17 protein-coding genes are annotated in these 13,969 nt (G+C 71.8%); 11 read left to right on the top strand and 6 right to left on the bottom strand.

From position 1 onward, the window contains the following. Window positions 1-30: 30 nt before the first annotated feature. Window positions 31-309 carry a hypothetical protein gene (locus tag ACFV8H_RS22345; protein WP_380402622.1) on the bottom strand — a complete coding sequence of 93 codons (279 nt, stop codon included), beginning with the start codon at window positions 307-309 and terminating at the stop codon, window positions 31-33. A 275-nt stretch (window positions 310-584) separates the two neighbouring features. On the opposite strand from ACFV8H_RS22345, the gene ACFV8H_RS22340 reads away from it, so the two are divergent. Further along, a complete protein-coding gene (locus ACFV8H_RS22340) occupies window positions 585-908 on the top strand; it encodes a hypothetical protein (RefSeq protein ID WP_380402620.1) in 324 nt (107 codons plus the stop codon). 783 nt (window positions 909-1,691) lie between these two features. Next, entirely contained in the window at window positions 1,692-2,567 is an 876-nt protein-coding gene (locus ACFV8H_RS22335; protein ID WP_380402617.1) for a hypothetical protein, read from the top strand. Here the strand turns inward: ACFV8H_RS22335 and ACFV8H_RS22330 are convergent. Next, window positions 2,561-2,884 (bottom strand): hypothetical protein, encoded by a 324-nt coding sequence (locus ACFV8H_RS22330; RefSeq protein ID WP_380402614.1) that lies wholly within the window; start codon window positions 2,882-2,884, stop codon window positions 2,561-2,563. The genes ACFV8H_RS22335 and ACFV8H_RS22330 overlap by 7 nt on opposite strands. 53 nt (window positions 2,885-2,937) lie before the next feature. Then, window positions 2,938-4,233: an aminotransferase class III-fold pyridoxal phosphate-dependent enzyme gene (locus ACFV8H_RS22325; protein ID WP_380402611.1), complete on the bottom strand. Its 1,296-nt coding sequence runs from the start codon at window positions 4,231-4,233 to the stop codon at window positions 2,938-2,940. A 324-nt stretch (window positions 4,234-4,557) separates the two neighbouring features. Here ACFV8H_RS22325 and ACFV8H_RS22320 point away from each other — a divergent pair, with 324 nt between their 5' ends. The 4 genes from ACFV8H_RS22320 to ACFV8H_RS22305 all read left to right on the top strand — a co-directional run bounded on the left by ACFV8H_RS22320 (window position 4,558) and on the right by ACFV8H_RS22305 (window position 6,988). Next, window positions 4,558-5,835 (top strand): hypothetical protein, encoded by a 1,278-nt coding sequence (locus tag ACFV8H_RS22320; protein ID WP_380402608.1) that lies wholly within the window; start codon window positions 4,558-4,560, stop codon window positions 5,833-5,835. Continuing rightward, complete coding sequence (locus tag ACFV8H_RS22315; protein ID WP_380402605.1) at window positions 5,835-6,476, top strand: GNAT family N-acetyltransferase; 642 nt, start codon at window positions 5,835-5,837, stop codon at window positions 6,474-6,476. Before ACFV8H_RS22320 ends, ACFV8H_RS22315 begins: the two co-directional genes overlap by 1 nt. 72 nt (window positions 6,477-6,548) lie before the next feature. Next, entirely contained in the window at window positions 6,549-6,860 is a 312-nt protein-coding gene (locus ACFV8H_RS22310) for a GNAT family N-acetyltransferase (RefSeq protein WP_380402602.1), read from the top strand. Then, entirely contained in the window at window positions 6,818-6,988 is a 171-nt protein-coding gene (locus ACFV8H_RS22305) for a hypothetical protein (protein WP_380402599.1), read from the top strand. Before ACFV8H_RS22310 ends, ACFV8H_RS22305 begins: the two co-directional genes overlap by 43 nt. 121 nt (window positions 6,989-7,109) lie before the next feature. Here the strand turns inward: ACFV8H_RS22305 and ACFV8H_RS22300 are convergent, their stop codons facing one another. Beyond that, on the bottom strand, window positions 7,110-8,099 hold the full coding sequence (locus ACFV8H_RS22300; RefSeq protein WP_380402596.1) for a YaaC family protein: 990 nt from the start codon (window positions 8,097-8,099) through the stop codon (window positions 7,110-7,112). A 129-nt stretch (window positions 8,100-8,228) separates the two neighbouring features. Here ACFV8H_RS22300 and ACFV8H_RS22295 point away from each other — a divergent pair, with 129 nt between their 5' ends. Together ACFV8H_RS22295 and ACFV8H_RS22290 are read left to right on the top strand one after the other, a co-directional pair. After that, window positions 8,229-8,753, top strand: a complete 525-nt coding sequence (locus tag ACFV8H_RS22295) for a helicase associated domain-containing protein (protein ID WP_380402737.1) — start codon at window positions 8,229-8,231, stop codon at window positions 8,751-8,753. A 680-nt stretch (window positions 8,754-9,433) separates the two neighbouring features. Beyond that, the gene (locus tag ACFV8H_RS22290) at window positions 9,434-9,991 is read left to right on the top strand and encodes a helix-turn-helix transcriptional regulator (protein WP_380402593.1); all 558 of its coding nucleotides are present in this window, start codon (window positions 9,434-9,436) and stop codon (window positions 9,989-9,991) included. Window positions 9,992-10,111: 120 nt separating this feature from the next. Here the strand turns inward: ACFV8H_RS22290 and ACFV8H_RS22285 are convergent, their stop codons facing one another. Together ACFV8H_RS22285 and ACFV8H_RS22280 are read right to left on the bottom strand one after the other, a co-directional pair. After that, window positions 10,112-10,558 (bottom strand): RICIN domain-containing protein, encoded by a 447-nt coding sequence (locus tag ACFV8H_RS22285; RefSeq protein WP_380402591.1) that lies wholly within the window; start codon window positions 10,556-10,558, stop codon window positions 10,112-10,114. 179 nt (window positions 10,559-10,737) lie between these two features. Continuing rightward, window positions 10,738-11,709 carry a LuxR C-terminal-related transcriptional regulator gene (locus tag ACFV8H_RS22280; protein WP_380402588.1) on the bottom strand — a complete coding sequence of 324 codons (972 nt, stop codon included), beginning with the start codon at window positions 11,707-11,709 and terminating at the stop codon, window positions 10,738-10,740. Between the two features lie 389 nt (window positions 11,710-12,098). On the opposite strand from ACFV8H_RS22280, the gene ACFV8H_RS22275 reads away from it, so the two are divergent. The 3 genes from ACFV8H_RS22275 to ACFV8H_RS22265 all read left to right on the top strand — a co-directional run. Continuing rightward, window positions 12,099-12,305: a hypothetical protein gene (locus ACFV8H_RS22275; RefSeq protein ID WP_380402585.1), complete on the top strand. Its 207-nt coding sequence runs from the start codon at window positions 12,099-12,101 to the stop codon at window positions 12,303-12,305. Between the two features lie 9 nt (window positions 12,306-12,314). Then, on the top strand, window positions 12,315-12,650 hold the full coding sequence (locus ACFV8H_RS22270) for a hypothetical protein (protein WP_380402582.1): 336 nt from the start codon (window positions 12,315-12,317) through the stop codon (window positions 12,648-12,650). A 302-nt stretch (window positions 12,651-12,952) separates the two neighbouring features. Beyond that, the coding region (locus tag ACFV8H_RS22265; RefSeq protein ID WP_380402580.1) for a CHAP domain-containing protein at window positions 12,953-13,969 on the top strand (1,017 nt) is incomplete at its 3' end.

The raw sequence follows: 13,969 nt of genomic DNA, 5'->3' as shown, positions 1-13,969 counted from the left end.
GTTGGCCCGGGGCCGGTGGTTGATGGTGGGTCAGCCAGGGATGAGGCCGTCGTCGCTGAGCATGTCGCGGACCTCCTCCAGCGTGGCGTCGGGGCTGGGCAGGATCAGTTCGGAAGGCTCCAGGGCATCGTCGGGCAGGGGGCTTCCCAGGCGGCGGACCGCGTCCAGGAGGGCACCGAGGCGCCGCCGGAAGCCTTCCTCGTCGCCGGACTCCATCTCGGCCAGCAGCTCGTCGTCGAGCTTGTTCAGCTCTGTGAAGTGGGCGTCGTCCAGCTTGACCTGGCCCTCGCCCATGATGCGAACGATCACGATGTCCCGCCTCGAAGTGGTGCCCCGGCCCGGTGGCCGACGTGCTGCTGCCCATCCCAGCGTTTCCCGGGGGCCGAAGGCGGCAGGTTCGCGCGCGGGGCGGACATGTACCACCCGGAGGAACGAAGGCCCCGGAGATCACCGACACCGCTCACCGCCGCTTCGCCTGAGCCGCCGCCTCGCCCTGGACACGCTCCTCCGGGCCGACCGCCGCCGGCGGATCGGCGGCCCCGGTCGCTCCAGTCGCCGCGGCCGGGCTTCCCGGCGGGGTGCCGGTGCCCGCGTTGGCGCTGGGCCCGACCACCGGCGGGCTGCCGCATACCGACCGGGACCTGGGAGAAGCACGCCGCGACTACGCCCTCGGCGACGGCCTGGTCCACCTCACATGGCCCGCCGAGCCCGCCGTCCAGGCCCTGGAACGGCGCGGCCACCCGGTCGGCTGGATCGAGGTCTACGACGACCTCGGCAACTGGACCGCCCTCCTCGGCGGCCGCCCGGTCGCCGACGCCACCGACGGCGTACCGCTGCTGTCCGCCAACCCTGCCGACGCCCTCACCCTGCTGCGCCTGGCGCTCGACCAGGGCCTCGGGAACGGGTAGCCCTCTGCGTCCGACCGCACGATCCCGGGAGGTCGCCGTGACGGCGGCTCCGGCCCGGCGACCGTACGACAGGTCTTCCGCCAGGTCACAGGCGGGTTCTATGGTGATCGTCCGGTCACCAGGAAGAAGGGCTCACCATGGCTCGTGAGCCGGTCGCCCTCGGGGCGGATGGTCACGTCCTGGGTGAAGCCGCTGTTGTTCGTCATGCCCTCACGCTGGCAGAGCGGTCCCCGGCCGACGGGAGGTTCACCGCGAGACCCGCCCGTACGGGTTACAGCTGCCAGGCCCCGCACCCGGCCCGTACGGCCACGACCCGACAACGGGTGCGCCAACAGGTGCGACAACCAGCGGCGGGAACGGGTGTACCAACCGGCGGCCGCCCATCCCGGTCCGAGCGTTCGGAGTCCGGACGAACGCGCAGGTCAGAGGCCATGGTGAGCGGCCGTCAAGGCGAACTCACCACCCCGACAACCCTCTCCTTTCCCTTCCTGATCCTTGGCTTTGTGGATGGTGGTTGGCTGGGTGGGGCAGTGACGTCGAGGGTTTCCCGCGCCTGCGGAGGGCCTCTTCTTCTCGCGCGTCCGGCTGGTGCCGGCCGTTTGGGGCGGGGCGGGGCGGGCTGGGGCGCGGCGGCGGAGGGCCGACGCCGGGTCGCCTCCGCAGAGCCTTGCCTGCTCGTCCCGGCCGCGACCGTTGCGCGATGCGGTCGATCCGCGTGCCTACGGGGCTCGGGCCACCGGAAATTCCTCCGCCCGTACGGGCCAGTGTTCATAGGGTCTGGGCATGGACGACGACGTCACCGCGCACCTGCGCGCCACCGTGCAGACCCTCGACACCTTCCTGCTGGCGTACGAGCCGCTGCGGGAGATGCACTGGAAAGTGCCTGCGGGCAGCTCCCTCGCTGGTGACGATGCTAGGACCGACCCCTACCAGGTCTCCCACAGCGCCCAGCACGCCATCCAGGCGGCGGTGGACCACCTGCACTGCCTGCGTTCCTCCCTGACCGAGCACGAGGGCACCGAGCGGATGGCCCTGCTCCTGCACTCCTACGGCTCCTTCACGCTCCTGCGCGGGGCCCTGGAGAACGGCGCCCGCGCGGTGTGGCTGCTGGCCCCGACCTCCCGCTACGAGCGGATACGCCGGCGCCTGGCCCTGCAGAACGACGACAACCGCAACTTCCGTAGCCTCCGGCAGCTGGCGGCCGACGCCAACACCCTGCGCCCGGCGGACACCGGCGCTGCACTGCCTGAACCCACAAGCGGGGAGGACCTGTACCAGGGCCTCGTCGACCGGCTCCTGGCAGCAGGCGGCCCGAAGGACCAGAAGCTGAAAGAGGCCCTGCAGTTTCCCCGCTACGGGGAGGTCGTCCGCGAAGCCGGCCGCCACCTTCCGGGGCGCATCCACACCAGCTCCGGCACGAGCGTCGACACCAGCAGCTACCTGGAATGGGTCTGGAGGGCCTGCAGCGCCCTCGCCCACGGCGACCTCAAGAGCTCCCTCGCCCAGCTGGACCGCGAGGTCCAGGCCACCGACGGCGACGTGATGTCCCTGCGCCTCACAGGCTCTCCCGGCGAGCTGCGCACGAGAACGGACCTGACCTGCCGGACCGTCAGCACGGCCGCGGCCTTGTACGCGCAGCGCTCCCGGCCACCTCACTGAGCGGGGTAAACGCCGCCGTCCTCGTCGTCCTCCGGGGCCAGCCAGGAGACGTACAGGTACAGCTCGTCCATGACCAGGCGGTCGGTGGGGCGGGAGCGGTCGAGGTTGTAGTGGAGGCGGTAGTGGACGACGCGGCGCCGGCCGTTGTCGTCCTTGGTCCAGCCGGACTGCTCGGCGTTGCGCGGGTCCTGGGTGCGCCGCCAGATCCCCTCCTCGATGCCGGGGCTGCGCCCGCCCGGCTCGGGGGCGAAGTGCTCGCGCCACAGGCGGGACTGCTCGGCGGTCAGGGAGTCGATCACGACGAAGGGCAGAAGCACGGGATTCTCCTCGGTGTTCGCGGGCCCGGCCGGGCCTTGGCGGCTGGTTGGGTTCAGGTGAGGTCGGTGAGCGCGCCGCGCAGCGCGCCGGTCAGGTGGTCGAGGTCGGTGTCGGTGGCGATCAGCGGCGGGGCCACGACCAGGCCCTCGCCGCGCGGCTCGCCGGCGCCGGTGAACGGGTAGAAGAGGACGCCGCGGCGCTCGGCCTGCTCCAGCAGCGGCCACAGCAGGCCGGGCTCGACCTGGACGCCGTACAGGTGGCCGAGCCCGCGCACCGCCTGCACCCCGGGCAGGCCGGTCAGGGACCGCAGGCTCTCGCCGAGCCGGTCTCCGCGCTCGCGCAGCGCCCGGTGGCCGAGGGCCTCCAGCTCGTCCAGGACGCCCAGGCAGGCGGCCGCCATGAGCGGGTGCGCGGCCATGGTGCCCATCGCGGGCAGCGGGTCCGCGCCCTCGTGGCGCAGCAGCGGCGCGAGGTGGGGGGCCACCAGCACGGCGGCCACCGGGGTGTACCCGGCGCCCAGGCCCTTGGAGAGGATCACGATGTCCGGCTCGCAGCCGGCCCAGTGGTTGCCGGCCAGCGGGGTGCCGGTGCGCCACAGGCCGGTGAGGACTTCGTCGTGGATCACCAGCACGCCGCGTTCGCGGCAGATCTCGCCGACGCGGCGCAGGTACCCGGGCGGCGACACGAAGGCGCCGCCGGTGGTGCCGTTGACCGGCTCCAGCAGCACGGCGGCGACGTGGTCCGCGCCGCGGGCGTCGATCGCCTTCGCGACCTCCTCGGCGCAGTCGGCGGTGCACGCCCGGCCGCCGTCGTGCGGGTGGGTCGGCGGGTAGGGGGCGGGGTAGGCCGGGGCCAGGCCCATGGCGTCGTCCGGGCGGGGGCGGCGGGCGTGGTTGCCGGCCAGCGCGAGGGTCAGCGCGCTCATGCCGTGGTAGCTCAGGTCGCTGGTGAGGATGTCGCCGCGCCGCTTGCCGTCGCACACCCGGGTGATGGTGCGGGCCAGCCCGATGGCGACCTCGACGCCGAGGGTGCCGCAGGTGACCAGCGCGACGGAGTCGTCGGGGCGGCCGACCGCGGCGCACAGGCGCTCCGCCAGCTCCAGCTGGATGTGCGGGCGCACCACGGCGGCGCCGCCGTAGGTGTACCGGGCGAACTGCGCCTGGATGCGGGCCAGGACCTTCGGGCTGCTCTGCCCGACGTTGGTGCACAGCAGTCCGGACGAGCCGTCGAGCACCGGGGTGCCGTCGGCTCGGTGGAGCCAGGCGCCGCTCGCGCCGACGACCTCCCAGTCCGGCATGGGCCGGGACGACGTCAGCAGGCGCTTGCGGCGGGACGGGTATTGGTCCACCGATGTTCCCCCTCTCGGAAGGGGCGGCGCGCCGCGCCGCCCCGTTGTCGCCATGGGGTGCCCGCACTCGGCCGGTTGGCTGCCGGGCCGGCGGTGGCCCGGCGTCGGTGCCGGGCGTGGACCCAGGGAACCGTGCGGCGTGGTGCTGACGCGATGTCAGACGGCGGTGAAATTGCGATGAAAGACGGGTCCGTCATCGGAATTTCCACGGGCCCGGCACTGTCGCACAGCGTGGCCGCTTCGCTACCGTCCGAGGGGCAAGGGGCGGCAGCGGCGCATCCCGAGGGGGCCTCATTGGTCAGGGCGAACGACACGATCCGGCGCGTGCGCGAGGTCGAGTGGGAGCTCTCCCGCGTCGACGCCGCCACGTTCCTGGTGAAGGAGTCGATCGAGGCGGGCGAGCCGGTCTGCCTGGCCTCCCGCACCATCGCGAACTGGGAGGACGGCAAGAGCACGTGGCCCCGGGCCGTGTACCGCCGCCTGCTCCACCGGGTGACCGGCCGCAGCGCCGTCGAACTGGGCTTCACGGAGCCGGGCTACCGCGGCCGCTCGGCCCCGCTCGGCGCGACAGAGACGACGAAGGGCGGTGACGAGGTGCACCGACGCAGCCTGATCCTCGGCCTGGGGGCCGCGGTGCTGACCACCGCCGTCCCGGGCGGTGCGGGCGCCGCCCCGGTGCCGGGCGCGGGACCGGCTCTGGGGCGCGACCACGTCCAGGCACTGAGGGAAGCCGAGCAGGCGCTGTACGCGCAGGACCGCGACCGCGGCTCCGCCGACCTCGCCGAGCAGGCCGCCACCGCACTGACCACCGCCCAGACCTGGCTGGCACACGGCCGCTACACCGAAGGCCTCGGCCGCGACCTCCACACCGCGACCGGCATGCTCTCCGTCGCCGCCGGCTGGCTCGCCCTGGACGCCGGACGCACCAAGGACGCCCGCTCCCTCTACACCGAGGCCCTGGCCAGCGCCCGCCACGCCGACGACCCCGGCCTGGAGGCCCACGCCTTCGCCTGCCTCTCGCTCCTCGCCCACGCCACCGGCCGCCCCCGCGAAGCCGTCGGCACCGCCCAGGTCGCGCAGCGCGCGGCCGCCGGACTCGGCTCCCCGCGCTGGCTGGCGCTCCTGGCGATGCGGGAGGCCCGCGGCTGGGCGCTGCAAGGCGACCGCCCGCTCACCGAGCAGGCCCTCGTGCGCGCCTACGACCTGTACGCCAAGGGCCCGCAGGAAGCCGACCCGGACTGGCTGGGGTTCTTCGTCCCCGGCGAGCTCGCCGGGCTGGAGTCGCTCTGCCGCGCCGACCTCGGCCAGTTCGACCGCGCGTGCTCGGGCACCGAGCAGGCCGTCATGCTGTTCTCCGGCGGCCACGCCCGCAACGCCGCGCTCTACACCGCCGACATCGCCCTCCACCAGGCCCGCCGGGAACGACCCGACCTCGACGCCGCCGTCGACGCCGGCCACCGCACCCTCGCCTACCTCAACGACGTGCACTCCGAGCGGCTCGCCCTCGCCGTCCACAACATCGCCACCTCGCTCGGACCCCACCGCAAGGTGCCGCAGGTGGCCGAGTACCTCGACGCCCACCGCGCCGCCGTGGCCGCCTGATGAACACCGCCTCCGGCACGCCACCGGTGTCCCTGCGGCGCCACGGCGCCGCCGACACCGCCGCGCTCCTCGACACCCTCACCGACATCTGGGCCGACGCCCACAGCGGCAACCACGACGTCGCCCTCGCCGGATTCACCCCCGACACCCTGCGGCGCCAGATCACCTCCCACACCCGCCACGAGCGGTTCACCCTGATCGTGGCCTCGGCCGCCGGCCACGACATCGGCTTCGCCTACGGCTTCCGCTGCACCCCCGCCTACTGGTTCGGCGCACAGCTCCTGCCCACCATCACCCCCCAGGCCCGCACCACCACCGCCCTCGCCGGGATCTGCGAACTCGCCGTCCGCACCCACCGGCAGGGCCAAGGCGTCGGCACCCACCTCCACACCGCGCTGTTGGAAGTGCTGCACGCCGAGTGGGCGTCCCTGCTCGCCATGCCCGGCGACCGACCCGCCCGGCGGCTCTACGAACGCCTCGGATACCGGTACGCCGGCCCCTACCACCCCGGACCGGACCTGCCGGTACTCGACCTCCTCCTGCTCCGCAACACCGACATGACCCCGCACCGCACAGAGACCGAGCCGACCAAGCGGCACGGCCAGAACCCGCGCCAACCCCGCAACCCCGGAGCAGCATGACCACCGACCCGACGTGGCTCCACCCCCCACTGGCCGACCCGACTGCCCACCCCGCGGCTCCTGCTGCGCCCGGTGGAAGCCGCGGACCGCGACCTGCTCCGTACCCTGTGGACCGACCCGCAGGTCCGGCGATTCCTGGGCGGTCCCGTCCCCGCCGGGCGCCTCGCACCGCGCCTTGCCGGCGCCGCGGGCCGGCGCGGCCACTTCACTGTCGTCCTCGCCGACGGCGGGCAGGCGGTGGGACGGGTGACGCTCGACCCGGACAACCGCGCCGATGGCCGGGCCGAGGTCTCCTACGAGTTCCTCCCCGCCCACGCCGGCCGCGGGTATGCGTCGGAGCCGTGCTCCGCTGGTGCACCCAGGTCTCCCCGGACCACCAGCTGATCGCGGTCACCCAGGCCGCGAACACCCGATTCCGGCGGCTGCTGGAGAAACTCGGCCTGCTCGCCGCCGACCACTTCGTCGAGTACGGCCAGGAGCAGGTCCTCTACACCACCGCGCCCTCCCGGTGACCTCCCCCGACACGGCCACCGCCAAAGACACACGGGGATCCGGAGCGCTGCTCCGCTCTTGGTGTTGGAGACCCACCTTCCGAGCTTCGCCTCGACCGTCCGGCTGTCGCCTGACCTCCGTTCAGCTGACCTGCTCGATGGCGAGGTGGATGAGTTCGGGCACTGCGGTCAAGGAGGCGTCGAGGACGTGTTCAAGAGCGACTGCGTGGCGGCTGGCGTTTACGTCGAGGTGGGCGACCCACTGGGCGGGCTCGTAACACGCGAGCATGGACAGCGCGAAGAGCAGCGCCCACCACGCCATCAGGGGGTGCAGCGGGCGGTCGTTCCCGGCGACTGGCGGAACGAGATAGTGGATGCCGGGGAAGGTGGTGGTGATGCGTGTCAGCGCTTCCGAGCGCTGCTCCGGGGTGGCGTCTGGGATCCCGGTGTCCCACCGGATGACGACGCTGGTGCCCGGTATCCCGAGGGCTCGCTGAAAGTACGGTGCGGTTGAGTCTGGCTTCCGCGGCACGAAGTATCCGGCTGCCTGGGGGAAGTGGCTCATCAGCCTGTCCAGGTCGGGACCGGGTGTTGCGGACGTGAAGATCCTGTCAGGGATGTTGTAGAGCGTCCCGCTGACCTGCGGGTGCCTGCCTTCATCGTCGTTGACGAAGAATGCAAGTGGGGCGGGAGCGTCGTTCACCAGCGGGCGTTCGGCGGCCTGTGGGATCGTCGTCCACAGTTCGCCCAGTGTCAGCCCCGGGCCGTTCGGGTCGGTGGGTATCGGTGGGGAACCGAGCAGTCGGCTCAGCGCGGTGAAGCTGCCGTCGGGCTGGTCGGTCTGGACGATATGCAAGCTATGTAGGGGCTCGGCGAGGTTGACTGTGTGGATTCCGTGGGAACGCAGCTCCCACCCCGCTCCCTTCGGTGCCTTGCCGGCAGCTGCGATGGCTCGACCTGCTTGGCTGAGGCCGTAGAAGAGCAGCAGGGGCCGGCTGGCATAGTCGGCTTCCCCGGCCGAGGTGAAGAGCTGTTCTGCCTGCTCCAGCGCGGAGACGTAGACGCTGCGGCGTTTGTCCGTGCGGGTTGCAGCACCGGGGGTGCGTGACGGGTTGCTCGGATGTTCGGCCACATGCGAGTGGGCCTTTCTCTGGCTGTCCTTGAGAACCGTGAAGTGGCTGACATTAGCGGCAGATTAGGTCAGTGGGGCACCTGACTGGAGGTACGGCAAAAGACGCTGATCTCGGCGTTGTTCGGCCTCGTGGGGCTGTGGTCCGGGACTGTGTTACCCACCCCGTTTCCTCAGGTGGACGGATTGCCTGTGTGCCCTGTAGGGCCTGCAGGGGAGCCACCCGTCCCCGCCCCCGTCGTAGGCGCGGCCCAGGGGCCGTCAGGGGGCGCCACCGCGTTTCACCTCCGGCATGGCCACCTCGCGAGCCCGGCGACGGAGAAGCTCGACGGCTACGCGGTGGGTGCGTGGATGCGCCGCCAGCGCAAGGCCGAAGGCCTCACCTCCGAGCAGGCCGCCGCGCTCACCGGGCTGGACGGGCTGTGGCGGCTGGAGCCGGACTGGAACAGGTCGTACCGCCGCCTGCTCGTCCACCTCGCCGCCGGCGCCACCCTCGACGGCCCCGCCAACCGCACCGGCCTCGGCGACGACCCCACCTTCCGGCCCGGCACCTGGCCGCGCAAGCAGGCAGGCGCCCGCACCGAGGGCAAGCTGACCGACCACCAGGCCGCGCTCCTGGACGCAGTCACCCCGCACGCCGAGACCGTCACCGGCTGACCCGTCTCCCCGACCGTAGGGGCTCCATCGTGAACGAAAGAGCGGCGCGATGGATGCCTCCATGTGAATCCTTGGGTGCGGTGGCCTCCCGCGTCGCATGAGGCGTAGGGACCGGCTCCGGAAGCCTCCTTCGGATGTGTACTTGGCGGTCGGGTGGTCGATGATGTTGTCGGGGGAAGTCCTGCCGGGTCCGGCAGGGGTGGTTTCCGGGGAGAGTGGAGTTGTCGGTGGGGGGCGGGGGAGAACCGTGGGACAAGGGTTTGTCGGCGAAGGACCGTTTTGAGTACTGGCGGGACGTGCTGGCGAAGTCGCGGGAGTGTGAGACGACCAGTGCTCAGGCGGACAGCTTCGAGGCGGACTTGCGGTGCGCGGAGCTGGGGCCAGTGGTGCTGATGGGGTCGTCGTTCCCGTCGGCGCGGTTCCGGCGCACCGGGCAGATGATCCGGCGTTCGGACCAGGAGTTGTACCACCTGACCCTGCTCGTCTCCGGGAGCCACGGGCTCAGGCGCGGACGTGACCAGGCGGAGACGTTCCACGTCGGGGACCTCGCCCTCATCGACAGCTCTACCCCGCACGACGTGCGGATGCTCGGGGACCGGACCCCTGACGGGGCAGGCCTGAAAGTCACCGCCATCGGTATCGACATTCCTCGGTCTCTGTTGCCGGTGCCCGGTCCTCTGGTGCGTGATCTGCTGGGCCGGAGGTTCTCCGCGAGTGAGGGTTCGGGCGCGCTGCTCACGCAGTTCATGTTGGGGCTGGAGCGTCAGGCCCTGACGTTGGGGCCTCCGGAGGCCTCCCGGCTCGGGGAGGCCGTCGTCGACCTGACGGCGGCCTGGGTCGCCCGGGAACTCGACGCCGTCGCCGTACTGCCGCAGGAGGTCCGGTCGCGGGCCCTGATGGAGAACGTCCGCAGGTTCATCCGGCACAACCTCCACGACCCCGGCCTGACCCCGGCCGTGATCGCCGCCGCCCACCACATCTCCGTCAGCCACCTGCACCGCGTCTTCACCCGCGAGTCGCACGGCGAGACCCTCGCCGCGGCGATCCGCGCCCAACGACTGAGGAAGGCCCACCGCGAACTGGCCGACCCCGCGCTGCGCACCGTACCGGTGCACGCCGTTGCCACCCGCTGCGGCATCCCGCGGGCTGCCGAGTTCAGCCGGGCCTTCAGGAGCGCCTACGGGCTCTCGCCGCGTGAGCACCGTCGCCGGGCCCTGGCCGGGCCCGGCGACGCGTAGCCGCAGATCGTACGGACCGTCGAGCGCGGCGTCCTGCCGCGCTCGACAGACTGCAGGCCGTCTGCGGTGATTCAGGCAGAAATCTTTTGCCGTATCACCGTTGTCGCTGGTCCGGGTGGATCAGATGTCCCAGTACTGGTCCTGGAAGTAGCCGCAGGTGGTCTGCTTGGCGGGGTTTCCTTCTTCCGTTCCCTGGACCAGGAGGCACTTCTTGCTGTGGTAGTTGACCCACCACGTGGAGTTGGCGCTGAGCCTGTGGGCGTACCACTTCTGGTCGTCCAGTCCCGTGCAGGTGTACTGGTAGACGGGGGCGTCGTCGTCGTACCCCTGGGCGGTGAGGCACTGGCCGCTGTAGTCGTTCCTGATCTCGGTGAGGGCACCCGAGTCATTGAGGTGCCAGCTCTGGTCTTGGAAGTTCCCCCAGGTGGTCTGGGTTGCCCGTGAGCCGTAGGCGCCGCTCGCCAGGACGGCCAGGCACTTGTTGCTGTTCTTGTTGCACAGCCCGTAGTGGCCGGGCGGGTTGACGACGTCTCGAATGGAGACGCCCGTGGCCGACGCGCCGGTCACGGGAAGAAATGCGGCAGATGCGGCGAGAGCCGCCATGACAAAACCGATCCGCTTGACTGTCATGAGTTCCTCTTTCGTTGGTTTTCGGAAACTCCGCAGGGTGCATTCCTTCGGCGAAATGCCGCAGGGGGCCATGTGGTGCGCCACTGATCTCAGGCCGTGGCCTTCCCCCCGGGGGGTCAGAGCCAGCCGCGGTGGGCGGCTTTGATGCCGGCTTCGAAGCGGCTGCCGGCGTTGAGGCGCTCCATGATCGAGGACATGTGGCGGCTGACGGTGCGGGTGGAGATGCCGAGGCGCTGGCCGGCGGTGTCGTCGGTGAGGCCGGAGCCGAGCAGGCGCAGCAGTTCGCGTTCGGTGGGGGTGAGCCCGGTGCGGGGGTCGTCGGGGTGGGTGGCGCCGAGCGGGACGGCGGTGTGCCAGGTCTGCTCGAAGAGGTCGAGCAGCGCGGCGAGGATGCCGGGCTCGGTCACGTACAGGGCGCCCTTGCGGTTGTCCGCGGGGTCGACCGGGATGAGCGCCTGGCTGCGGTCGATGATGACCATGCGCGGTGGGATGGTGGCGGCGGTGCGGACCTCGCCGCCCTGGCTGAGCAGCCAGTGGGCGTAGGTGGCCACGTGCGGCTGGTTGCGGGTGGACTCCTGGTAGAGGGTGCGGATCGCGATGCCGCGCGCGAGGGCCTCGGAGTCGGTGACGCGGCTGGCGGCGAGGTCGTGGGGCAGCTGGTCGCCGGGCTGGCTGCCGAGTGCCTCGGTGGTGGCGCTGCGGCCCATCCGTTCGAGTCTGGCGTGGATGGCGTCCATGCCCAGCAGGCGTTCGCCGTGGGCGGTGCGGTGTTCGGCGCGGTCGGCGACCATGCGGGTGACGGCCGCTCTGGAGGCCGCCAACGCGGCCTGCCGGGAGGCGAGTTCGGCTTCCTGGGTGGCGAGGATGTCGGCCAGGCCGATGTCGGGGCTGACCGCGCGCAGCTCGCCGGGGCGCTGCGCGGAGGCCCGTACGAGGGTGAGGCGGCTGAGCTCCTCGAGGTGCTCGTGCACCTCGACGGGGCTCAGGCCGCAGCCGGCGGCGATCTCGTCCACGCTGTGGGCGGGGTGGTCGAGCATCGCCTGGTACACGGTGGTGGCTCCGGCGGTCAGGCCCAGTACTTCCAGCATGTCGCGCCCCCCGGCACTCGTTGGCCGCCTCCCGGGCGGGCGGCCAGGCGCATCCAAACAGAGGCGCGAGGGCCCGTTCAAGGCTCGAATCGAGGCGTTCGGTGGGATTTGCGGGTTCTTGGGAAGGCTCCTTGATACTGCGTGCTCATATCTGGGCATGCAAAGCCAAGAAAACTTGGCATGGTCTCGTCATGATGTCGGGAGTCCGCCAGGCGACTGGGCGCCAGCGGGAAGCCCTTCCGGCGCCACGGGCGAGCGACGAGAGTAGTGATCGCCGCCAGGAAGGCCCGACAGGGAACGATCCGGGGCGGCAGCCGGACAGGGCGTCAACCGCGGGACGCCCCAACGGATCGGTACACCTCTCCCGTCCATCCCAGAAGGGCCCCGTCATGATCCGTACCCGTATCGCCCAGGCCGCCGCGGTCGCCGCCGTCTCGCTCACCGCCCTCCTGGCCGCCCCGGCCGCCTTCGCCGCCGCCGACCCGGCCACCACCGTCACGACCACGACCACGGCCACCGGCTCCGACAGCATCGGCTGGGGCGGCACCCCCACCGCCGCGCCCGCCTCCACCGACAGCATCGGCTGGGGCGGCTGAACCCGCCGGATGGACATCGTCTACGCCAGCCTGAAACGCCGACAGCCCGCTGCGGTGGCCGGGGCGACCGGAGCAGCCGAGGCAGCCGAAGCCGTCGACGCCCTCTGGGCGCACGCCGAGCCCGCCGACGGACTCCAACACGCCAGCGCACAGCCCGCCGACGACCGCATCGACCTCCTGCTCTACCTACTCAGCCGCAGCCCCTCCGACCCGCCCGGCCAGCTCGACCCCGCCGCCGTCCGCGCGTACGGCCTGATCGCCCGCAGCCACCGCACCTCACCGACGCTCCTACAGCGCTACCTGCCCCCGGAGCCCCCGCGAGCCACGGACCACACCGCCCGGTGACGGCCGCGCCGACGGCATCCGCCACACCCACGGGCTGCAGACCTCCTGCCCCGCACTGACCGCACCACGCCCCCGGCCGTCACGTGACGGCCCGCACCGGCCAAGTGCACTGCCTGGCCTCCCGGAGCCGCAGGTGAGCGCCGCTCACCCGTCCAAGGCCCCTGCTCCGCTGCCGCCGCCGCGCCGTACGGCCCGCGACGACGCTCACCGAACTTCCTGGCTCCGTCGGCCATGGCACCGCCGTGCCCGCCGGAGCACCACCGACCGTTCAACCCGCCATCTCTCACCCAGGAGTACCCGCCATGTCTACGCCCATCTCCCGTCGCGCCGCCGCTCTCGCCCTCGCCACCGCGATCGTGCCGGTCAGCCTGGCCTTCGGCGCCTCGTCCGCCCACGCCAGCGTCGGCTCGAACATCGTGAGCATCGCCCAGGCCAACAACTACAAGATGGCCTGCTCGACCAACAGCGCCGGCACCACCGGCTTCAACTCCAGCTGCACCGGCGGCCCCGAGAACTGGTGCGCGGACTTCGCCAAGTGGGTCTGGGCACAGGCAGGGGCCAACGTCTCGGGCCTTGACCCGAGGGCCGGCAGCTTCGGACAGTACAACGGCGGCCTCCACAGCACCCCGCACGTCGGCGACGCGGTCGTGTTCAACTACGACGGCGCCGGCTACGCCGACCACGTCGCCATCGTCACGGAGGTCGGCAACGGCACCATCAAGTCCATCGGCGGCAACGAGGGCGGTCAGCGCGGCAACTGGGCCGCGACCTCGCACGTCCGGGTTGACGGACCGTACAGCTCGGCACTCGGCTACAGCTCTTACATGGGCCAGTCGATCAGCGGCTACGTCTCCCCCATCGGCGGGACCGACAACGCCCCGGCGCCCGCCCCCGCCCCGGCCCCCGCAGCCAAGGACGTCACCAACCTCTTCGCGATCGGCGCGGGCGGCACCGTCTTCAACGCCAACGCCGACTTCGCGGCCGGCGCCTGGAGCGCCTTCCAGCAGGTGCCCGGCAACTCCGCTATCAAGCAGGTCTCCGCCGTGGCCGTCGGCAACATCGTGCACCTGTTCGTCATCGCCGCCGACAACACCGTCTACACCGCTGACGGCAACTACGCCACCGGTACCTGGAGCGCCTTCCAGCAGGTGCCCGGCAACTCCGGTATCAAGCAGATCACCGCCACGGCGGTCGGCAGCACCGTGCACCTGTACGCCATCGGCTCCGACAACACCGTCTACACCGCTGACGGCAACTACGCCACCGGTACCTGGAGCGCCTTCCAGCAGGTGCCCGGCAACTCCGGTATCAAGCAGATC

It is taken from the genome of Kitasatospora sp. NPDC059827, from assembly GCF_042731675.1.
Taxonomy (GTDB): domain Bacteria; phylum Actinomycetota; class Actinomycetes; order Streptomycetales; family Streptomycetaceae; genus Kitasatospora.
This window is presented reverse-complemented; position numbering and strand designations above follow the sequence as displayed.